This window comes from Mesorhizobium sp. WSM4833, assembly GCF_055811095.1.
On sequence record NZ_JBVVQG010000001.1, the window covers coordinates 32935 to 53998 of the forward strand.

At 62.4% G+C, this 21064-nt stretch carries 17 protein-coding genes; 7 read left to right on the forward strand and 10 right to left on the reverse strand.

The annotated features are described in order from the left end of the window. The first annotated feature begins 139 nt into the window (after nucleotides 1-139). Nucleotides 140-1735, forward strand: a complete 1596-nt coding sequence (locus AC0L2D_RS00180) for a DEAD/DEAH box helicase (protein WP_473540080.1) — start codon at nucleotides 140-142, stop codon at nucleotides 1733-1735. Nucleotides 1736-1806: 71 nt separating this feature from the next. Here the strand turns inward: AC0L2D_RS00180 and AC0L2D_RS00185 are convergent, their stop codons facing one another. The 8 genes from AC0L2D_RS00185 to AC0L2D_RS00220 all read right to left on the reverse strand — a co-directional run bounded on the left by AC0L2D_RS00185 (nucleotide 1807) and on the right by AC0L2D_RS00220 (nucleotide 10361). After that, on the reverse strand, nucleotides 1807-2412 hold the full coding sequence (locus tag AC0L2D_RS00185) for a hypothetical protein (RefSeq protein ID WP_013531372.1): 606 nt from the start codon (nucleotides 2410-2412) through the stop codon (nucleotides 1807-1809). 241 nt (nucleotides 2413-2653) lie between these two features. Further along, nucleotides 2654-3304 (reverse strand): YiaD family glycine zipper/OmpA-like lipoprotein, encoded by a 651-nt coding sequence (locus AC0L2D_RS00190; RefSeq protein WP_013531371.1) that lies wholly within the window; start codon nucleotides 3302-3304, stop codon nucleotides 2654-2656. A 175-nt stretch (nucleotides 3305-3479) separates the two neighbouring features. Beyond that, nucleotides 3480-3848 carry a GFA family protein gene (locus tag AC0L2D_RS00195; protein WP_013531370.1) on the reverse strand — a complete coding sequence of 123 codons (369 nt, stop codon included), beginning with the start codon at nucleotides 3846-3848 and terminating at the stop codon, nucleotides 3480-3482. 169 nt (nucleotides 3849-4017) lie between these two features. Continuing rightward, on the reverse strand, nucleotides 4018-4395 hold the full coding sequence (locus AC0L2D_RS00200) for a hypothetical protein (RefSeq protein ID WP_013531369.1): 378 nt from the start codon (nucleotides 4393-4395) through the stop codon (nucleotides 4018-4020). 287 nt (nucleotides 4396-4682) lie between these two features. Further along, a complete protein-coding gene (locus tag AC0L2D_RS00205; protein ID WP_473540081.1) occupies nucleotides 4683-5102 on the reverse strand; it encodes a GFA family protein in 420 nt (139 codons plus the stop codon). 77 nt (nucleotides 5103-5179) lie between these two features. Then, a protein-coding gene (prfB, locus tag AC0L2D_RS00210) for a peptide chain release factor 2 (RefSeq protein ID WP_013531367.1) occupies nucleotides 5180-6311 on the reverse strand; the annotation gives its coding sequence in 2 pieces (ribosomal slippage) (nucleotides 5180-6244 and nucleotides 6246-6311; 1131 coding nt in all). A gap of 117 nt (nucleotides 6312-6428) precedes the next feature. Beyond that, the gene (locus AC0L2D_RS00215; RefSeq protein ID WP_013531366.1) at nucleotides 6429-8885 is read right to left on the reverse strand and encodes a penicillin-binding protein 1A; all 2457 of its coding nucleotides are present in this window, start codon (nucleotides 8883-8885) and stop codon (nucleotides 6429-6431) included. A gap of 213 nt (nucleotides 8886-9098) precedes the next feature. Next, nucleotides 9099-10361: an N-acetylmuramoyl-L-alanine amidase gene (locus AC0L2D_RS00220; protein WP_064993631.1), complete on the reverse strand. Its 1263-nt coding sequence runs from the start codon at nucleotides 10359-10361 to the stop codon at nucleotides 9099-9101. Between the two features lie 654 nt (nucleotides 10362-11015). Here AC0L2D_RS00220 and AC0L2D_RS00225 point away from each other — a divergent pair. Continuing rightward, complete coding sequence (locus tag AC0L2D_RS00225; RefSeq protein WP_473540082.1) at nucleotides 11016-13964, forward strand: Rne/Rng family ribonuclease; 2949 nt, start codon at nucleotides 11016-11018, stop codon at nucleotides 13962-13964. Between the two features lie 170 nt (nucleotides 13965-14134). Here the strand turns inward: AC0L2D_RS00225 and AC0L2D_RS00230 are convergent, their stop codons facing one another. Together AC0L2D_RS00230 and AC0L2D_RS00235 are read right to left on the reverse strand one after the other, a co-directional pair. Continuing rightward, on the reverse strand, nucleotides 14135-15082 hold the full coding sequence (locus tag AC0L2D_RS00230) for a glutaminase (RefSeq protein ID WP_013531363.1): 948 nt from the start codon (nucleotides 15080-15082) through the stop codon (nucleotides 14135-14137). A 4-nt stretch (nucleotides 15083-15086) separates the two neighbouring features. Then, nucleotides 15087-16235: a pyridoxal phosphate-dependent aminotransferase gene (locus AC0L2D_RS00235; protein ID WP_224621584.1), complete on the reverse strand. Its 1149-nt coding sequence runs from the start codon at nucleotides 16233-16235 to the stop codon at nucleotides 15087-15089. Nucleotides 16236-16380: 145 nt separating this feature from the next. On the opposite strand from AC0L2D_RS00235, the gene AC0L2D_RS00240 reads away from it, so the two are divergent. The 5 genes from AC0L2D_RS00240 (at nucleotide 16381) to accC (ending at nucleotide 21063) form a co-directional block, all read left to right on the forward strand. Then, nucleotides 16381-17775, forward strand: coding sequence for a M48 family metalloprotease (locus AC0L2D_RS00240; protein WP_224675719.1), 1395 nt, complete (start codon nucleotides 16381-16383; stop codon nucleotides 17773-17775). A gap of 61 nt (nucleotides 17776-17836) precedes the next feature. Beyond that, nucleotides 17837-18640, forward strand: coding sequence for a DsbA family protein (locus tag AC0L2D_RS00245; RefSeq protein ID WP_013531360.1), 804 nt, complete (start codon nucleotides 17837-17839; stop codon nucleotides 18638-18640). Nucleotides 18641-18789: 149 nt separating this feature from the next. After that, a complete protein-coding gene (gene aroQ / locus AC0L2D_RS00250; protein ID WP_013531359.1) occupies nucleotides 18790-19224 on the forward strand; it encodes a type II 3-dehydroquinate dehydratase in 435 nt (144 codons plus the stop codon). 26 nt (nucleotides 19225-19250) lie between these two features. After that, entirely contained in the window at nucleotides 19251-19709 is a 459-nt protein-coding gene (gene accB, locus AC0L2D_RS00255; RefSeq protein ID WP_013531358.1) for an acetyl-CoA carboxylase biotin carboxyl carrier protein, read from the forward strand. Between the two features lie 10 nt (nucleotides 19710-19719). Beyond that, nucleotides 19720-21063, forward strand: a complete 1344-nt coding sequence (gene accC, locus AC0L2D_RS00260) for an acetyl-CoA carboxylase biotin carboxylase subunit (protein ID WP_013531357.1) — start codon at nucleotides 19720-19722, stop codon at nucleotides 21061-21063. Nucleotide 21064 lies beyond the last annotated feature (1 nt).

Below are 21064 nucleotides of genomic sequence, written 5' to 3' on the forward strand. Positions count from 1 at the left end.
CGTGCCATTGCTGCCCGTTTCTGTTGACAAATCGAGGGCTTGCTCCTAATTGCAATACCGATCTTGCAGGCGCGTGGCGCTTGCCGCGACGCCATTAGACGCCGTTGCGCTTCCCCGAACCAGCCAAAGACAACAACACTTGTCCTCAGACACCACGACCGCTCAAGAAGCGTTGACCTTCGCAGACCTCGGCCTGTCGCCGAAGGTCCTTTCCGCAGTCACCGACGCCGGCTACACCCAGCCGACGCCGATCCAGGCTGGTGCGATCCCGCACGCCTTGCTCGGCAAGGATATTTTGGGCATCGCCCAGACCGGCACTGGCAAGACGGCTTCCTTCGTGCTGCCGATGCTGACCCGCCTCGAAAACGGCCGGGCCCGCGCCCGTATGCCGCGCACGCTGATCCTGGAGCCGACGCGCGAACTCGCCGCGCAGGTCGAAGAGAATTTCATCCGATATGGCAAGAACCACAAGCTCAACATCGCGCTCCTGATCGGCGGTGTCTCATTCGACGAACAGAACAAGAAGCTGGAGCGCGGCGTCGACGTGCTGATCGCGACGCCCGGCCGCCTGCTCGATCACCGCGAGCGCGGCAAGCTGTTGCTCAATGGCGTCGAGATCCTCGTCATCGACGAAGCCGACCGCATGCTCGACATGGGCTTCATTCCCGACATCGAGCGCATCTGCGAGATGATCCCGTTCACCAGGCAGACGCTGTTCTTCTCGGCGACGATGCCGCCGGAAATCACCAAGCTGACCGAGAAATTCCTGCATGCGCCGGTGCGCGTCGAGGTCTCGAAGGCCGCGTCCGCCGCCACCAACATCACCCAGCGGCTGGTCAAATCAGGCTCCAAGCCGTGGGACAAGCGCGAGACGCTGCGCAACCTGATCAAGGCCGAAGATGCCGAACTGAAGAACGCCATCATCTTCTGCAACCGCAAGATCGAAGTGTCGGAACTGTTCCGCTCGCTGCTGAAGTATGATTTCGACGCCGGTGCGCTGCATGGCGACATGGACCAGCGCGCGCGCATGCAGATGCTGGCCAATTTCCGCGACGGCAAGCTGCGCTACCTCGTCGCTTCCGACGTCGCCGCGCGCGGCTTGGACATCCCCGACGTCAGCCATGTCTTCAACTATGACGTGCCGATCCATGCCGAGGATTATGTCCACCGTATCGGCCGTACCGGCCGCGCCGGACGCTCCGGAAAATCCTTCACCATCGCGACCAAGTCGGACACCAAATACATCGACGCCATCGAGCGGCTGATCGGCAACAAGATCGAATGGCATGACGGCGACTTGTCGACGGTGGTTGCCAGCGAAGGCGGCGAGGACGATGCTCCGCGCCGTGGCAAGGGCGCACCGCGCCGCGCCGGCCGCAAGGACGACGACCGCAGCAGGGAAAAGGGCGGCGAGCGCAGACCGCGCGAACGCCACGCTAAGCGCAGCGAAGACACGGCACCGGAAACAGTCCGCGAGGACCAGCCGGTGGCCGAGGTCGCAGCGGCAGCCGCCGACGTCGGCGAACGGCGCTCGCGCAAGGAAGCGATCCGTTCGGAAAACACCGAGCGCAAATCGTCCGATCGCAACGAACAGCGCGCACCGGAACGCGGCGATACCCGGCCGCAGCGAGACAACAGCCGCCCTGCCCGCCAACGTCACCAGGAAGACAACGATTCCACCGTTGGCTTCGGCGATGACATGCCGGCCTTCATGCGGATCGTCGCCAAGGTCTGATCCCGACCGCTTCGAAGGCAAGCCAGCCATCCGGCTTGCCTTCTCGGTAGAGCTCCAGCCTGGTTCGCCCGTTACATCGGCCCAGGCATCATCTTGGTCGGTTTTTCCAGCATCGGAAACTCGGCCTTCGAGCATTTCACGTTCGGGTTCGTCGGACTGAACATGCCGTTCGGATTGTCTCCGAGCCAGGCATGAAGGTCATAGTGGACGAACTCCTTCGGGATGAGAGGGTAGTGCCCCTCCATCGGCCCCATGAAGGTTTGGCCAAACAGCTTCGGAGGCTCCTTTATGTCCGGCGTCAGAGGCACCAGCCATTCCGCGCCCACCAGCCGCAAACCCTTCTTGGTCGGTTCATAGATCAGCACGTTGGGGTGCATCGGGTCGAGCTTCTGGCCGACACTCGGGACATTGACGAAGTGAATACCCATGGCGCCCTTCGGGTAATCCATCGCGCCCGCTATCTTTTCTCCGCTGTAGTAGACGCAGCCGACCGTCGACAGATAGAGGTCGCGGACGGCAGCGGTGTAATCCTCATATTTGGCGAGCGACTTTTTCAAGGCTTCGATGTCGGCCTTGTTGGCGTCCTCGGCCCGAGCCGAAGCAACGTTCAGCCACGCGCCTACCAAACCTGTTAAAACGAGGACGCCACAGCGCCCAAGGCTGGCTGTTCTTGTCATGCATTCCTCCCAGATTTCTGATCTGGCCGTGCAAGACCGAGGCGGAAAAATGCTGATTGCGCGGCCGGTTACACCGCCTCATCCCCGCTGGACTGCCATGATGCTATTCCTTTCCATGGCCGCCGGAAAGCTATATTTTAGCAATAACTAAATCTATACCGTACCCATCCAGAGCGCCGATGTCAGCTCAAACAAAAACGGCCCCGCATGAGGGCCGTTTCGCATCCGCTTGCCGGACGGATCAGGTGAGCGGCGACAGCTGGATCTCGACGCGGCGGTTCTGGGCCCGACCTTCGGCTGTGGCATTGGATGCGACCGGACGTGTCTTGCCGAAGCCTGTGACGGCGAAGCGCCGCTGATCCACGCCCTGACCGGACAGATAGTTCGCCACCGCCAAAGCACGACGCTGCGACAAATCGAAATTGTGCTGGTCGCCACCGGTCGAATCGGTGTGGCCGAACACGTCGACCGTGGTCTGCTTGAACTTCTTCAGCACCAGCGCGACGGAGTTCAGGACCTGATAGAAGCCGGGCTTCACCGCATCCTGATCCGAGTTGAAAGTGATATCGGACGGCATGTTGAGGATGATCTGGTCGCCGCTGCGGGTGACGCTGACACCGGTGCCCTCGAGCTGCCGGCGCAGTTCGGCCTCGTTCTGGTCCATCGTGGCGCCGATGGCGCCGCCGGCCAGCGCGCCGATGCCGGCGCCGATCAGTGCGTTGCGGCGGTCGTTGCCACCGGCAAGCAGGCCAAGGCTGGCACCCGCCAGGGCGCCAAGGCCGGCACCGGCTGCCGTGTTGGAAATCTTCTGGTCGCCTGTATACGGATCGGTGGTGGTGCAGGCGCTCACGAGCACAGCCGTCGCCACGACGACGAGCACAGTCTTTTTCATAGGATGGTCCCTCTCCAAGTCACGCCTTGCGGTGGCGCCAAATCAGCCCTTCCCGCGACTTGTACCATGAATTGCGGCGAAAAGCGGAACGGCAAAAGCGCCGTTCACGGCTTTTCCCGAGAGACCAATACCCGGTGGTGGCGCCGCATCGCCGTGCCGGAATTGTTTGGATAAGCTACCAGAGGTTCTTGCCGTCTATGACAACCACTTCGACCTTTTCGAGATCGAAATCATCGAACAGCCGCGAGTTGACGCTGATCTTGGGATTGTCGAAATCCGGCTCGCCTGTCGACCAGTCCGGCGTTTCGGTAAAGGTGCCGCAGCCGCAGGTGGCGCAAAAACCGTGCTTTACGGTCTTCGACCCCCAACGATAGAAAGAGACGTTCTCCATCGGGCTGGTGAGCTTGAATTGCGAAGGCACGTAATAGGCCCAGAGCGAGCCGCGTTTCGAGCAGAAAGAACAGGTGCATTGCGTCACCGTCTGCGGTGCTTGCGAAACCTCGAACGTCGTCGCCTTGCAATGACAGCTTGCCTTGATGGTCATCAACGAACTCCTCCTGTCGCCGCCACCCTGTGCGGCAAAGGCAGCATAAAGAGGTGCTCCTGACAACTGTCTGTCAGCAAGCATCACCCGGCGCTACCGCGACAGGCTGGTCTCAGCAAGCCCGTCCCGTCACACGCGCTCAGGCGGACTTCGGAATGCGTTCCTATCGTCAATAAGAGCGCGGCGGCACGAACAGGCAGATTGTCCTGCCGGCGTCGAGCCCCCCCTGGTGCGCGCACCAATGGAACTCGCCGTCCGGGCTGTCCTTGACACGCTTGTCGGTCATTGGAACGACCTCACCCGTTCCGGCGATGACATAGCCCTCGGGTTTCTCCAGCACTTCGCCCGTATGGGTCGTGCGACAATCATAGTTGGCGCAGCATGCGAACGGATAACTCCAGCCTTGTGGCTTTGCCGCCGTGGGCGTGGCGTCATGCGCGAAGGCAGGTGCCGTCAGCATTGCCATCGCGCCGATCGCGAACAGGGAAAACAAAAGTCGGCCAGCCGGTTGAACGGCATTGGCCGATCTGAGTGTGGCAGCAGACATGGAAACGTTCCTTTCAAACGAGCATCAAGCGTTTCGCTTGCCCGTTCCCGGAACGTATCTTCCCAGTGGCCGGATCGTCGGGTCGCAGATATGCCGCGTCCGGCCATAAATGCTTTTTCTCTCCCAGCCCTTGGATGCTGGGCTGATTCCTTGGTCGGCGCAAGAACATGCATTCCCGACATCGTTCTACAGACGTCAGGCATCCGCTACCGCCGACGAGATGAGGCCAAGGTCAATTCCCGGCAAACGGGCGTCGAATAAACGGGATTGGCCCGCTGTGGTTCCAGCTATTGCTGGTCGAAGCCGGCAATCACGTGCTCTTGATACTGCGGCAGGTCATCGGTGATGGTGAACCAGCCCGCCTTCGAACCGACGAAGATGTGCTCGGTTGGACGAATGGATGGGTCGTCGACGAGCGTTCCCATGGCGACATCGACGTAGGCGCCGTCGCGCACGAGCGAATAAAGCAAGGAGCCGCACTGGCAGCAATGCGCGTTGTGGCCGCTTTGGTCGCCGAAGATCAGGAGTTTGTCCTCGCCTTCGGTGAGGACAAACTTTTCACGCTCGATACCGGCGAAAGGCTTGAATGCCGAACCGGTGGTGCGCCGGCAGTCCGAACAATGGCAATTCGCGGCATAGAGGAATTCGTCGGCCACCTCGTAGTGAACCGCGCCGCAAAAGCATTTTCCGGTGAGCTTGCTCGGCACTCTCTCCTCCATTGCTGTGGTGCGCAGGGGTATGTTCAGATGAGGCCAGGCCAGCCTCACCTGAATATGGGCATATCCTAGTCCAGGTCCGCCACGGCTTCGCCGGCACCGCCTTCGATGCGCTGCGACAACGAGGCTTCCATGAAATCGTCGAGGTCGCCATCGAGCACGCTCGACGGGCTGGTGCTCTCGACGCCGGTGCGGAGATCCTTCACCAACTGATAGGGCTGCAGCACATAGGAGCGGATCTGGTGGCCCCAGCCGATATCGCTCTTCGATGCTTCGGTGGCGTTTGCAACCGCCTCGCGCTTCTTCAGCTCTTCCTCGTAAAGGCGCGAGCGCAGCATCTCCCAGGCCTTGGCCTTGTTCTTGTGCTGCGAACGTTCGGCCTGGCAGGCGACCGCGATGCCAGTGGCCAGATGCGTGATGCGCACCGCCGAATCGGTGGTGTTGACGTGCTGGCCGCCCGAGCCGGACGAACGATAAGTATCGATGCGGACGTCGGATTCGGAGACGTCGATCTCGATCGTGTCGTCGATGACCGGATAGACCCAGACGCTGGCGAAGGACGTATGCCGGCGCGCATTGCTGTCATAGGGCGAAATACGCACCAGGCGATGAACGCCCGATTCCGTCTTCATCCAGCCATAGGCGTTGTGGCCTTTGATCATCAACGTGGCGGACTTGATGCCGGCCTCTTCGCCGTCATGCATTTCCAGCACTTCGACTTTGAAACGGCGCCGCTCGGCCCAGCGCGTGTACATGCGCAGCAGCATCGAGGCCCAGTCCTGGCTTTCGGTGCCGCCGGCACCGGCATGGATTTCGAGATAGGTGTCGTTGGAGTCTGCTTCACCCGACAGCAGCGTCTCGACCTGGCGGGCCTTCGCTTCGCCTTGCATCGAGCGGATCGCGGCTTCCGCCTCGGCGATCACGCCCTCATCGCGCTCTTCCTCGCCGAGTTCGATCAGGCCGATATTGTCTTCCAGCGCCTGCGTCAGACCTTTCACCGAGGCGATGCCTTCTTCGAGGCTCTGGCGTTCGCGCATCAGCTTCTGCGCTTCCAGCGGCTCGTTCCAGAGGCTGGCGTCCTCGGCGCGCACATTGAGGTATTCAAGCCGCTTTATGGCTTGATCCCAGTCAAAGATGCCTCCTCAGCAGGGTTATCGCCTGCCTGATCTCGTCGACAATATTCTGCGTTTCCGCGCGCATGGCTGGCTGTTCTGTCCTGTTTGCTGAAATCGGTCGGCGCGATACATAGGCACGCCGCCGCCGGCTGTAAAGCAAAATGGGCCGGCCCAAGGCCAGCCCATCCGCCCCTGAAAATCGTCAGTAGAGGCCGCCGCCGCCGGACTGGATAGCCTGATTGGCTTGCGGCGACAGTGCGCCACCGGTGGCATTGGAGCCATCGGCGCCCATGCCGATCACCCAATAGCTGTCGGCGGGACCGGTGCCCGGCTTGAAGGCTTCGATGATGGTGCCGGGATCGCCCGATGCGGCACGCATGCCGGTCTTGCGATTGATGGCGACCAGGTTCATGCCTTCGGGCACCTTGAAGTCGACATTGGGCGTGCCGTCCAGCGCCACTCGCATGAAGTCCTTGAAGATCGGGGCTGCGAGGCCGCCACCGGTGGCGCCATGGCCGAGGCCGCGCGGCGTGTCATAGCCCATGTAGAGGCCGACGACGAGGTTGGGCGTGTAACCGATGAACCAGGCGTCCTTTTCGTCGTTGGTGGTTCCGGTCTTGCCGGCGATGTGACGGCCGAGTTCGCCGATGGTGGCGCCGGTGCCGCGCTGCACGACGCCTTCCATCATCGAGGTGATCTGGTAGGCGGTCATCGGGTCGAGCACCTGCTCGGAATTGTCGACCAGCTCCGGCTCCGGCTGGTTCTGCCATTCCTGCGCATTGCAACCCTGGCAGCCACGTTCGTCCTGCTTGAACACCGTCTTGCCGTAGCGGTCCTGGATGCGGTCGATGAGCGACGGTTTGATCGACTTGCCGCCATTGGCCATGATCGAATAGGCCGACACCATGCGCATCACGGTGGTTTCGCCGGAACCCAGCGCCATTGGCAGATAGGGTGCCAGATGGTCGTAGACACCGAAGCGCTCGGCATATTCGACCACCAGCTTCATCCCCATGTCATTGGCAAGCCGCACCGTCATCAGGTTGCGCGACTTCTCGATGCCGGAGCGCAGGGTCGCCGGACCGGCGACGGTGCCGTCATAGTTCTTCGGCGTCCAGCTCGTGTTGCCGCTCTGGATCGTGATCGGCCCGTCCATGATCACCGAGGCCGGCGTATAGCCATTGTCGAGCGCTGCCGAATAGACGATCGGCTTGAACGAGGAGCCCGGCTGGCGCATGGCTTGCGTGGCGCGGTTGAATTCGGACTGCGCATAGGAGAAGCCGCCGACCATGGCCAGCACGCGGCCGGTGTGCGGGTCCATGGCGATCAGGCCGCCTTCCACTTCGGGCACCTGGCGCAGGCTGTAGGTGCCCTCGGCACCATCGTTTTTCTGCACGAAGATGACGTCGCCCGGCTTCAGCACCTCCGCCGGCGACTTGGCCTTGACGGTCTTGCCGGCGACCACATGGCGCATGGCAAAACCCATGTCCTCCTTGCTGATAGTGCCTTCGACGCGCTCCTTGACGATCTCGCCCGACGCCTGCCGTGCGGGCTGCAGGCCGATCGACAGGCCGGTCGCCGAACTGTCGAGCACGACGGCGAGCGACCATTCGGGAACATCCTCCAGTCCCTTGACGGCGCCAAGCGGCACGCCCCAGTCGCCCGAGACATCGATCGATGTCACCGGCCCGCGATAGCCGCGCAGCGTGTCGTATTTCATCAACCCGTTCTGCATCGATTTGCGGGCAATGAGCTGGATCTTCGGATCGAGCGTGGTGCGGACGGAGAGGCCGCCTTCGTAGAGCGCATTCTCGCCGTAGCGGGCGATGATCTGGCGGCGCACCTCTTCGGTGAAGTACTCGCCGGCGAACAGATAGGTGCCGCTGCGCCGCGGCGTCACGCCCAGCGGCTCGGCCTTGGCCTTGTTGCCTTCCTCACGCGTGACATAGCCGTTCTCGACCATCTGATCGATGACCCAGTTGCGGCGCTCGATCGCGCGATCGGCATGCTTGAAAGGGTGATAGTTGTTCGGCCCCTTGGGCAGGGAGGCCAGGTAGGCGGCCTCGGCCACGGACAGTTCGTTGACCGACTTGTCGAAATAGGTCAGCGCCGCACCGGCGACGCCATAGGCGCCGAAGCCGAAGAAGATTTCGTTGAGGTAGAGCTCGAGAATGCGATCCTTGGGATAGGCCTGCTCGATGCGGAAGGCGAGGATCATCTCCTTGATCTTGCGCTCGTAGGTCTGGTCCGAGGACAACAGGAAGTTCTTCGCCACCTGCTGGGTGATCGTCGAAGCGCCGACCTGGCGCCGGCCCGAGCCGAAATTCTGCAGGTTGACGATGATGGCGCGGCCGAGGCCGGTCACATCGATGCCCGGGTGATTGTAGAAATTCTTGTCTTCCGCCGACAGGAAGGCCGCCTTGACGCGGTCCGGAATGGCCTGGATCGGCAGATACAGGCGCCGTTCGCGCGCATATTCGGCCATCAGCGCGCCGTCGGACGCATGGATGCGGGTGGTCACCGGCGGCTCGTATTTGGCCAGCACCTCGTAGTCGGGCAGATCCTTCGACAAATGGCCGATGTAGATCGCAACGCCCGCCGCGACCAGAAGGGCCAGCGTCGTGCCGATGCCGAAAAAATAGCCAATGAGACGAATCATACCCGCTCCAGTCCTTGGTTCGGGAATTTCCTAAACGAAGCCGCCTTTCACGCAAGCTTTCGAGCCGGTCCCAATCCGTAATCGAAAACCCTTGTCGCCGCCATGTGGACAAAATACGGCAATGCCTGATTTCACGGCTGCTGGCCGGAAATAAAAGCACTGGGTGTTGTCGTCGCGCAACGCCGCCTCTGGTTGCAGGCGTCGCCGGTCATGTCAACCTCCGGTTCCCGATCCGGCCTTGGCCGACGCGAACAGCGCGACGGCGTTGGTTATGCTCTGGGCCGCCTTGCCGCGCCAGTCGGCGTTGAGCAACTGCGCCTCGTCCTTGGCGTTCGAGAGATAACCGAGTTCGACCAGCACCGACGGCACATCGGGTGCCTTGAGCACCTTGAAACCCGCGGAGCGCTGCGGATTGTTGATAAGACCGACGCTGGTCGACAACTGGCCAACCAGCGTGTGGGCGAAACTCATCGAGAAATTGTGTGTTTCGCGGCGGATCAGGTCGATCAGGATGTCGGTGACTTCCTTGTTGTCGTTCTTGATTTCCATGCCGGCGAACTGGTCGGAGAGGTTCTCACGGTCGGCAAGCGCCTGCGCCTCGGGGTCCGAAGCCTTGTCGGAGACGGTATAGACGGTGGCGCCGCGAATGCCCTTGACGCTGATCGTGTCGGCATGGATCGAAATAAGCAGGTCGGCCTCATGCTGACGGGCAATGCGCACGCGGTCGTCCAGACGCAGGAATTCGTCTGTGTCGCGCGTCATGAACACATCATAATTGCCGACGGCCGCGAGTTTGTCGCGCAGCTCCGTGGCGAAGGCCAGCGTGACGTTTTTTTCGATGGTGCCGTTCAGGCCCTCGGCACCGCCGTCGATGCCGCCATGGCCGGGGTCGATGACGACGGTGAACCGATGGCCCGGATTGGAGACCGGCCCGGTGCCGACCCGCCCTCCCTTGTCGGTCGAAACGGTCGATCCGGTGGTCAGCGCCTGATTGGCAAGTGCGGCATCGAACTCGCGTTCGGATGCCGCCGACATATCGATGGCAATGCGGTAGCCGGTTCCGTCCTCGTTCTTGAGCACGTCGAGCTTGTCGACGGCAAAGGGTCCCTTGCCGGTGAGGATCAGACGCGAAACGCCCTCGCCGAGTTCGCCCAGGCGCACGCCCTTGACCAGGCCCCGCGCCTTCAAATCCTTGGCATCCACGGCGAATCTCGTATTCGCGAGATCGATGACAAGACGGTTGGGACCACGCAGCAGGAACCATTTGATATCGGGTTCGCGGTCGAAATCCATGACGATGCGCATCTTGGTGGCATCGCCGGCCATCTTGTAGCCTTTTGCCACGAGCGGAGCGTCGGCGGCACTGGCATTTGAAGACAAGACGGATGAGGCCGCCAGCAGCAGCAAGAGGCAGAAAGAGGCCAGGATCCGGCCGCCGACACGACATCCCTTGTCTGTGAAGTCCGCCAATCCCATCTCTCTTGCAGTCGCTCCCGGTTTGGCGCCCGGCGCCCGGTCGTTTCGTCGGAATGCCGGTTAGGCCGCGAACTCGATTAACGATTGGTATCCAGAGAAGGTTAACCAAGCCTTTTCATGCAGGGCCGCAAGCCTGGCTTTACGCTACGGAACGGCTTTTTGCCGGCATCGGAAATCGGGGTTGCCTTCCACCCCGCCAAATCATAAAAGCGATGGTGGATCACTGCAATCCTGGAACCGCCCTCCTCCGCAGCTTCTTGCTACAGGGTCAGACGTAAAGGCGGCTCCTTTCGCTTCAGGCGAAAAGGGTTCAGGTGATCGCGACGAATTTCGCAGGCGTGCTCCCGTGGCGGGGGAATCGCCTGCGTGAGGAAAACGGCCGGGTTTGTTCCCGTGCCGGCTCTGTATGAGCAAACAAGCTGGTCCGGTTCGTCCGGGCTTTGGTTCAAAAGGTTCTGTTGGTGACGATGGCTTCAAGCGCAATCATGGAAAGGTCCGCATCAAACCGCGCCATTATGGCTGCGGGCGGCACCGCCATGGCGCTCAAGCGGCGGCCGACGGACGTTCAAATATCCGGCACCCACATTCCAGACACGCAGCAGCAGGCTTTGCCTCGCAAGCTGCGGCTGACGGCTGCCGGGGGGAAACGAAATAATGCCCAACAAAATGCTGATAGACGCCTCCCACCCGGAGGAAACACGCGTTGTCGTCATACGCGGTAACCGTATTGAAGAATTCGACTTTGAATCCCAGGACAAGAAGCAGCTCAAAGGAAACATCTACCTAGCCCGCGTAACGCGCGTAGAGCCCTCCCTTCAGGCAGCCTTTGTCGAATATGGCGGCAACCGTCACGGTTTTCTCGCCTTCAGTGAAATCCACCCCGATTACTACCAGATTCCGGTCGCCGATCGTCAGGCACTGCTGCGCGCGGAAGCGCAGGAGGCTGAGGACGAGGAGAACGAGGACGGCGACGGCGATGATCGCCAGAGCCGCGATCGCGGACGGCGCGGCCGCAGGCGCGGCGGCAAGCCCCGCGACCGGGGCGAGCACAAGCGCGATGCAGCCGATTCCAGCGAGGCGAGCGACGCTGCCGACGAGGCAGAAGAAGGTGCCGACGCTGGTGTCGAGGACATCTCGCATACGTCCGAGATCATCGAACATGCGGCTGATTCGTCCGAACATGCAGATGCGTCCGAGCATGGCGAGGATTCGGCCGAACAGGACGAAGGCGAAATCCGCGAAGGCGGCCCGACGTCGATCGCCGCCTCGGTCGAGGCCGATGTGATTTCCGAAGCCGTCCCGCTGGCCGAACAAGGCGGCGAAGCGACCTCCGGCGACAATGATCGCGGCATGCTGGAAGAAGTGCAGTCCTCGCATCCGGACGATCACGAGGTCGAATCGGTCGGCGCCGAGGATGCGCTGGAAGAAGTGCGCAACCGCCGCAAGCCGGTGCGCCGCCAGTACAAGATCCAGGAAGTGATCAAGCGCCGGCAGATCCTCCTGGTGCAGGTCGTCAAGGAAGAGCGCGGCAACAAGGGCGCGGCGCTGACCACCTATCTGTCGCTGGCCGGCCGCTATTCGGTGCTGATGCCGAACACGGCGCGTGGCGGCGGCATTTCGCGCAAGATCACCAGCGCGGTCGACCGCAAGCGGCTCAAGGAGGTCGTCGCCGATCTCGAAGTGCCGCAGGGCATGGGCGTCATCCTGCGCACCGCCGGCGAGAGCCGCACCAAGGCAGAGATCAAGCGCGACTACGAATATCTGATGCGGCTTTGGGAAAATGTCCGCAATCTCACCTTGCAGTCCACGGCCCCTGCCTTGGTCTACGAGGAAGGCAGCCTGATCAAGCGCTCGGTGCGCGACCTCTACAACAAGGATATCGACGAGATTCTTGTCTCCGGCGAGGAAGGCTACCGCGAGGCCAAGGACTTCATGCGCATGCTGATGCCGAGCCACGCCAAGGTGGTTCAGCCGTTCCGCGACACGACGCCGATCTTCGTGCGCAACGGCATCGAGGCACAGCTCGACCGTATGCTGCAGCCGCAAGTGACGCTGAAGAGCGGCGGCTACATCATCATCAACCAGACCGAAGCGCTGGTTGCCATCGACGTGAATTCGGGCCGTTCCACCAAGGAGCACTCGATCGAGGACACCGCGCTCCACACCAATCTGGAAGCGGCCGAGGAAGTCGCGCGTCAGCTCAGGCTGCGCGATCTTGCCGGCCTGATCGTCATCGACTTCATCGACATGGAGGAGAACCGCAACAACCGCTCCGTCGAGAAGCGGCTGAAGGATCACCTCAAGAACGATCGTGCGCGCATCCAGGTCGGCCGTATCTCGCATTTCGGCCTGATGGAGATGTCACGCCAGCGCATCCGCGCCAGCGTGCTGGAATCGACCATGAAGCCTTGCCCGCATTGCGGCGGCACCGGCCATGTGCGCTCCGATTCGTCGGTCGCGCTGATGGTGGTGCGGGCGATCGAGGAATTCCTGCTCAAGGATTCGCGCAGCCACATCACGGTGCGGACGCCGGCGGCGACAGCACTCTACGTGCTCAACCACAAGCGCGGCACGCTGGTGGAACTCGAAAGCCGCTTCGGGCTGACGATCACCGTCGAGGCCGACGATTCGGTGGGTTCGCAGCACTATGCGATCTTCCGCGGCGCGTTGGCTGAGAAGCCGGAAGGCTTTGTCGAGGCGCGCAGCTTCCCGGCCTATGTCGAGCCGGACGAGCCCGAGGATGAGATTGCCGTCATCGAGGAAGACGACGAGGCGCCGATCCAGGCAGAACAGCCACGCCAGCAGCCGCAGCAACAGCAGCCGCGGCCCGCTGCCGGTGGTGAGGAAGGCGAAGGCCGCGACCGCAAGCGCCGCAAGCGTCGGCGTCGGCGTGGCGGCAAGGATCGCGATCGCGAACATGGCGCCCCTGCGGACGGTGCTTCCGTCTCGGCTCCGGCCGGCGAGTTTTCGGACTCGGACTCGGCAGCCGGAGATGGCGACGCGGAAGCGGACGACAATGCCCCTGTTGGTGTTTCCGAAACTCCTGCCACAGCTGAAGCTTCGGACGAAGGCCAGGGCAAGAAGCGCCGGCGCGGCAAGCGCGGCGGCAAGCGCAACCGCCGCGAAGACGGTGAAGGCGAGGCTGAGGCAAGTGCTGGCGAAGCAGCCGACGCGTCCGAAGGCGAAGTCTCGGCAACCGAGGTGATCGCTAGCGAGCCGGTGGTTACCGCAGCGGCCGAAGAGCCGGTGGTGCTTGCTCCGGCCAATGACGACGCGCCGAGCACGGAGAAGCCGAAGAAGCCACGCCGTGCCGCCAAGCCGAAGAAGGCCGCAGCCGAAATCGTCGCCGAAGAGCCGGCTGCCGAGGCGGAAGCACCGGTCGAGACGCCGGCCACGGCGTCCGACGAAGCAGCGGCTGTCGAGAAGGCACCGAAGGCCCGCCCGTCGCGGCGCAAGCCGGCGGCGGTGAATGCGCCGGTCGAGCCGGTGGTGTCTTCGACCGTAGCGGAAGAACCCGCGGCCAAGGCCGAGGACAAGACCGACGACAAGACCGACGACAAGCCGAAACGCGGCGGATGGTGGCAGCGGAAGGGCTTTTTCTAAGCCTTTCAGCCACCTGAGCTAGTTTGTTGACAAAAATCCCGCGCCGTCTCGAAGACGGTGCGGGATTTTCTTATCTGGCGCTATTCCGGATCGCGAAAGGCTAAAACGCTTCTTTGATTTTTATGCATGTCGTTGTCCCAAAACCGCTGCGCACTTTTGGGCGACATGCATCACGGCGCGAAGATCGACCAGTTCATCATCCTGGCCAGCTTTTCCAGCGCGATCGACCCCAGCTTGGAGTTGCCGTTGGCATTGAGGCCGGGCGACCAGACGGCAAGCGACGCCACGCCCGGCACGATGCCCAATATGCCGCCGCCGACGCCGCTCTTGCCGGGGATGCCGACGCGGAAGGCGAAATCGCCGGAGCCATCATAGTGACCGCAGGTCAGCATCATCGCGCCGATGCGGCGTGCCCGTTCGGCCGACACCACGGAATGCCCGGTCGCCGGGTTCTTGCCGCCATTGGCGAGAAAGCGGCCGGCGAGCGCCAGTTGCCGGCAACTCATTGCGATGGCGCAATGGTGGAAGTAGACGCCCAGCGCAAGCTCCGGCGCATGGTGGAGATTGCCAAAGGATTTCATGTAGTTGGCAAGCGCGAAGTTGCGATAGCCGGTGGCCCGTTCGGACGCCGCGACCTCACGATCGATGATGATCGTTTCGTCGTCGGCGAGGAACTGGATGAAGCGCAGGATTTCGCCGATCGCCTCGCGCGGCTGGTGGCCGGCAAGCAGGATGTCGGAAATGACAATGGCGCCGGCATTGATGAACGGGTTGCGCGGAATGCCGTTCTCATGCTCGAGCTGCACGATCGAGTTGAATGGATTGCCTGACGGTTCGCGGCCTACCCGCTGCCAAAGCGCGTCACCGACATTGCCGAGCGCCAGTGTCAGCGTGAACACTTTCGAGATGCTCTGGATGGAAAATGCCTGGTCGGCATCGCCGGCCATCAGCACGCGGCCGTCATTGGTGACCGCCGCGATGCCGAACTTCTTCGGATCGACCTTGCCCAGCTGCGGAATGTAGGAAGCGACGTCGCCGCGATCGGTGCGCTCGGCCATTTCGGCGGCGACTTCGGCCAATGCCCGATCAAGTTTGGGGGCCTGTTCAAGTTCCGGCATGGTGCTACCTCAACCAGCGTTCGATGCGCACCATTGCCTCGACCATGTCGTCGTGACTGCCGGCATAGGAGAAACGCATGGTCCGGTGCCCAGCCTGAGTGTCGAAGTCGCGACCGGGCGTTGCTGCAACATGCGCCTCGGCCAGCATCTTTCGCGCGAAGGCCATGCTGTCATTGGTATGCCTGGTGACGTCACAGAACGCATAAAAGGCGCCGTCCATGGGCGCCGCCAGCGGAAAGCCGAGTTCCGGCAGGCGTTTCATCAAGAGCTCGCGATTCCAGGCGTAGCGGCCTTTTACCGCCTCCAGTTCCTCGGTCGCCCTGAACGCTTCGATCGCGGCAATCTGCGATAGCTCCGGCGGCGAGATGTAGAGGCTCTGGGCGACGCGCTCGACCGGCCGCACCAGTTCCTGCGGCAGCACCATCCAGCCGATTCGCCAGCCGGTCATGCAGTAATATTTGGAGAAGGAATTGATCACCGTCACATCGCCGCCATAGGCAAGTGCCGTGGTGTCGGGGGCGGCATAGGCCAGCCGGTGATAGATTTCGTCGGAGATGACGGCGATGCCGAGGTCCTGTGCCGTCCTTACCAGGGCCGCCAGTTCATCGGCTGGTATGACCGCGCCGGTTGGATTGGCGGGACTGGCGAAGAGAACGCCTTTCAGCGGCTTTTCACGATGCGCGGCTTCCAAATGGCCGGCATGCAGGTAGGCGGCGTCGCCGAGCTCGATCTCGACCACCTCGATGCCGAGTGCGGCCATGATGTTGCGGTAGGCAGGGTAACCGGGTGCCGCGATAGCGACGCGGTCACCCCGATCGAACATCGCCAGGAAGGCAAGATTGAAGGCGGCCGACGATCCGGTGGTCACCGCGATCCGGCCGGGCTCGATATCAAGCCCATAGTGATCGGCGTAGTGTCCGGCTATCGCCTTGCGCAAACCTGCCAGTCCGAGCGCGTCGGTGTAGCCGATGCGCCCATCCTGCAGCGCCTTGGCTGCTGCGGCGCGAACCAGAACCGGTGCGGGATCGGAGGGTTGGCCGACGGCCATCGAAACAACCGGCACGCCCTGGGACTTCAGCCGGTTTGCCTCTGCCAGAATGTCCATCGCATGGAAGGGCTCGACATTGCCACGGCGTGAGAGCGAAACGACCATTTAACCAGTATTCCCGATGACTGACGGCGCCAGGCACTGGCGCATGTGCCGCACAAATGCCCGATTGATGTGAGGATCACAAGTTGAGGAAGTTTCCGGCGCCGACTTTTCATCTTTCGCCCGCTCGTCTACCAGTGGACACATCATGTTGAGCCGACCCAGATCGACGATTGCCCAGGCAGCGCGCGTCTTCGCGACGCTTTCGCTTGGCCTTGCCGTTGCAATGTCGAGCTCGGTCAGCGCCTTCGCCCAGAACGTGCCGGTGGTGCGCGACGCCGAGATCGAGGCGCTGGTGCGCGATTACGCGCGGCCGATCTTCAGGGCGGCCGGCCTGGCGAATGACGGCATCGACATCGTCCTGGTCAACGACCAGAGTTTCAACGCCTTCGTCACCGGGCGTCGGCTGTTCATCAACACCGGCGCGCTGATGACGGCTGAAACGCCCAACGAGATCATCGGCGTCATCGCGCACGAAGCCGGTCATATTGCCGGCGGCCACCAGCAGAAGCTGCGCGACCAGCTCGAACGAGCCAAGACGATGGCCGTCATCGCGACATTGCTTGGCGCCGGCGCCATTGTCGCCGGTGCCACAACCAGCAGCCGCGGTCTCGCCGGCGCCGGCATGGGCGTGGCTGCCGGCGGCGGCGAAATGGCACAGCGCAGCATCCTCGCCTATCAGCGCACCGAGGAGATGACGGCCGACCGCTCGGCGATCACCTATCTCAACGCCACCGGCCAGTCCGGCATGGGCATGCTGAAGACATTCCGCCGCTTCCAGACCGCACTTTCGCTTTCGGGCGCCCAGGTCGATCCGTATCGGATCAGCCATCCGATGCCGCAGGACCGCATCGCCAATCTCGAAGTGCTGGTGAAACAGGACCCCAATGTCGACAGGCCGGACCCGCCCGCGCTGCAGCAGCGCCATGACATGATGCGGGTGAAGATCGCCGTTTACATGGAAGGCCAGGCGGCCGCGTCCCGGCTGATGCGAAAGATGCAAGGAACCCTCGCCGCCCAGTACGGCGACGCCCAGTCGACCTACCTGTTCGGCAACATCGCCGCCGCCCTCGCCAAGACCAATGCACTGATCAAGGCGCAACCGAAGAATGCCTATTTCCAGGAACTGCGCGGCGACATCCTGATGAAAGCCAACAAGCCCAAGGAAGCCGCGGACGCCTATGCCAAGGCGGTCAGCCTCGATTCGGCTCGGTCCGGTCTGCTGCCGGTGTCCGTGGGCCAGGCGCTGATGGCCGTCGGCACGCCCGACTCCCTCAAAAAAGCCGTCGTGCAGATCAACAATGGCCTCGGTCGCGACAAGGAAAATTCAGCCGGATATCGCTATCTGGCGCAGGCCTATGGCGAGTTGGGCGACATACCTGGCGCTGAACTTGCCACCGCCGAAAGCCATTTCTATTCCGGCAACTACAAGGATGCGAAGATTTTCGCCATGCGGGCGCAGCAGCAGATGAAACGCGGCGAGCCGCGCTGGCTTCGCGCCCAGGATATCATAAACTACAAGCCATCAACCAAGATCAAGTGAACCTTCCGGCCCCGCGCCACGACATAGCCAGACCGGAAAACAGGCAGAAGGAACAGGAACGATGAAAAAGGCACTGCTGCTGGGCACCACGGGGGTTGCGGTCGCTCTGGCCATGCTGGCTTTCGGATTCGTTGCCGGAAACCCGCAGATCGCCAAGGCCGGGACCGCACAGCCGGTCGAGACGGCGGCGGCCGATACCAAGATCGACCGCACCGAGGTCGAAGGCATCATCCGCGACTATTTGTTGAAAAACCCGGAAGTTCTTCTGGAGGTCCAGGACGCGCTTGAGGCCAAGCAGAAGGAAGAGCAGCGCATCGCTCATCTCGGCGTGATCAAGGATGCCAAGGACCAGATTTTCAACTCCGCCTTCGACGGCGTCGTCGGCAATCCGACCGGCAAGGTCACCATCGTCGAGTTCTACGACTATAATTGCGGCTTCTGCAAACGTGCCATCGACGACATGAAGGCGCTGACCAAGACCGATCCGGACCTGCGTTTCGTGCTCAAGGAATTCCCCATCCTCGGACCGGATTCGCAGAAGGCGAGCGTGGTCTCGATGGCCTTCCACCTGATGCACCCGGAAAAGTACGGCGAGTTCCACAATGCGTTGCTCGGCGGTCAGGGACGCGCCACCGAGGCGGCGGCCATGAAGGTCGCGCTGTCGCTCGGCGCCGACGAAGCGGCGCTGCGCGAGAAGATGAAGGACCCGACAATCAACGAGGCCCTCGCCAAGACCTACGATCTTGCCAACAAGCTGGCGATCACCGGAACGCCGTCCTATGTCGTCGGCAACGAGGTGGTGTTCGGGGCGCTCGGGCAGGAAGTGCTGGCTGAAAAGATCGAGGCGGCGAAAGCCGCGCTCTGATCTTGCTCGCCAGCTATCTCTCACTGGCACATTTCCGCCTGTTGTGGACAGTGAAAGAACGCACTTGCGCTCTTTCCGCGGGCGGCTATGCCCATTATAGAGGGCCCAGCGCGCCGGCTTGATGACGGCGCCGGGAAAGGTCGGCTTTTTTGAAAACGGTTTTCGTCCTGAACGGTCCCAATCTCAACGCGCTCGGCAAGCGCGAGCCGGGCATCTATGGCGGCAAGACGCTTGCCGCGATCGCCGACGACTGCAAGCAGGCAGGCACGGCGCTGGGGTTCGAGATCGATTTCCGCCAATCGAACCATGAGGGCGACCTTGTCGACTGGATTCAGGAAGCCGGCGACAAGGCTGTCGGCATCGTCATCAACCCGGGCGCCTACAGCCACACCTCGATTGCCATCCACGACGCCATCCGCGCCGTCGCACCGTTGCCGGTGGCCGAAGTTCATCTTTCCAACATCCATGCGCGGGAACCATTCCGCCACGTCTCCATGGTCGCGCCGGTCGCCGTCGGCATGATCTGTGGCTTTGGGCCGCTCGGCTATACGCTGGCGCTACAGGCGCTGGCCGCACGCCTATGACCGGCCAACAAACAGAAGGCTCGAAAATGTCGATAAAGAAGACCGGTGTTGACCAGCAACTGATCCGCGATCTGGCGGGCATACTGAACGACACCAACCTCACCGAGATCGAGGTTGAACTGGGCGACCTGAAGGTGCGCGTCTCGCGGCAGGCGCCGGCCGTCCATGCAATCGCGGCGCCGCAACCGGCCTATGCGCCGGCAGCAGCGCAGGCTGCCGCCGTTGCCGTGCCTGTGGTGGCGGACCTTTCCAAGAATGCGGTCACCTCACCGATGGTCGGCACGGCCTATTTGGCTCCGTCGCCGGACGCCAAGGCATTCATCGAAGTCGGCCAGAAGGTCAAGGAAGGCCAGACGCTGCTGATCATCGAAGCAATGAAGACGATGAACCAGATCCCCTCGCCACGCGCCGGCACGGTGACCGCGATCCTTTTCGAGGATTCGCAGCCGGTCGAATATGGCATGCCGCTCGTCGTGATCGAGTAGAGCGGGCCTGATGTTTCAGAAGATCCTCATCGCCAATCGCGGCGAAATCGCCCTCCGGGTGCTGCGCGCCTGCAAGGAACTCGGCATCCAGACGGTGGTGGTGCATTCGACCGCCGATGCCGACGCCATGCATGTGCGGCTCGCGGACGAGAGCGTCTGCATCGGTCCGCCGCCATCGCGCGACAGCTATCTCAACATCCATCAGATCGTTGCGGCCTGCGAAATCACCGGCGCCGACGCCGTGCATCCGGGCTACGGCTTCCTGTCGGAGAACGCCAAGTTCGCCGACATACTGGCCGCGCACAACATCACCTTCATCGGTCCGTCCGGCGACCATATCCGCATCATGGGCGACAAGATCGAGGCCAAGCGAACCGCCAAGCGCCTCGGCATTCCGGTTGTGCCCGGTTCGGACGGCGCCGTCACCGACCAAAAGGAAGCCAGGCGCATTGCCGCCGAGATCGGCTATCCCGTGATCATCAAGGCATCGGCCGGTGGTGGCGGGCGCGGTATGAAGGTAGCGCTTACCGAGGCCGACCTTGAGGTCGCCTTGCAGACGGCGAGCACGGAAGCCGGTGCGGCCTTCGGCGACGATGCGGTCTACATCGAGAAATACCTGGAAAAGCCGCGCCATATCGAGGTGCAGGTGTTCGGCGACGGCTTTGGCCGCGGCGTGCATTTCGGCGAGCGCGACTGTTCCTTGCAGCGCCGCCACCAGAAAGTCTGGGAAGAGGCGCCCTCGCCGGCCCTCAATGCCGAAGAGCGCGCCCGTATCGGCGGCATCTGCGCCAAGGCGATCGCCGACCTCGGCTATTCCGGCGCCGGCACGATCGAGTTCCTCTACGAAAATGGCGAGTTCTATTTCATCGAGATGAACACGCGCCTGCAGGTCGAGCATCCGGTGACGGAAGCGATCACCGGCATCGATCTCGTGCATGAGCAGATCCGCGTCGCTTCCGGCGGCGGCCTCTCGGTGAAGCAGGAGGACATCAAGTTCAACGGCCACGCCATCGAATGCCGCATCAACGCCGAGGACCCACGCACCTTCACCCCCTCGCCCGGTACGATCACCCATTTCCACACACCGGGTGGTCTGGGCATCCGCGTCGATTCCGGCGTCTATTCCGGCTACAAGATCCCGCCCTATTACGACAGCTTGATCGGCAAGCTGATTGTACATGGGCGTAACCGCGTCGAGTGCATGATGCGCCTGCGCCGCGCCCTGGACGAGTTCGTCGTCGACGGTATCAAGACGACGCTGCCGCTGTTTCGCGATCTCGTCGGCAATGCCGACATCGCCAATGGCGATTATGACATCCACTGGCTGGAAAAATACCTGGCCAAGGAAGAGTAGC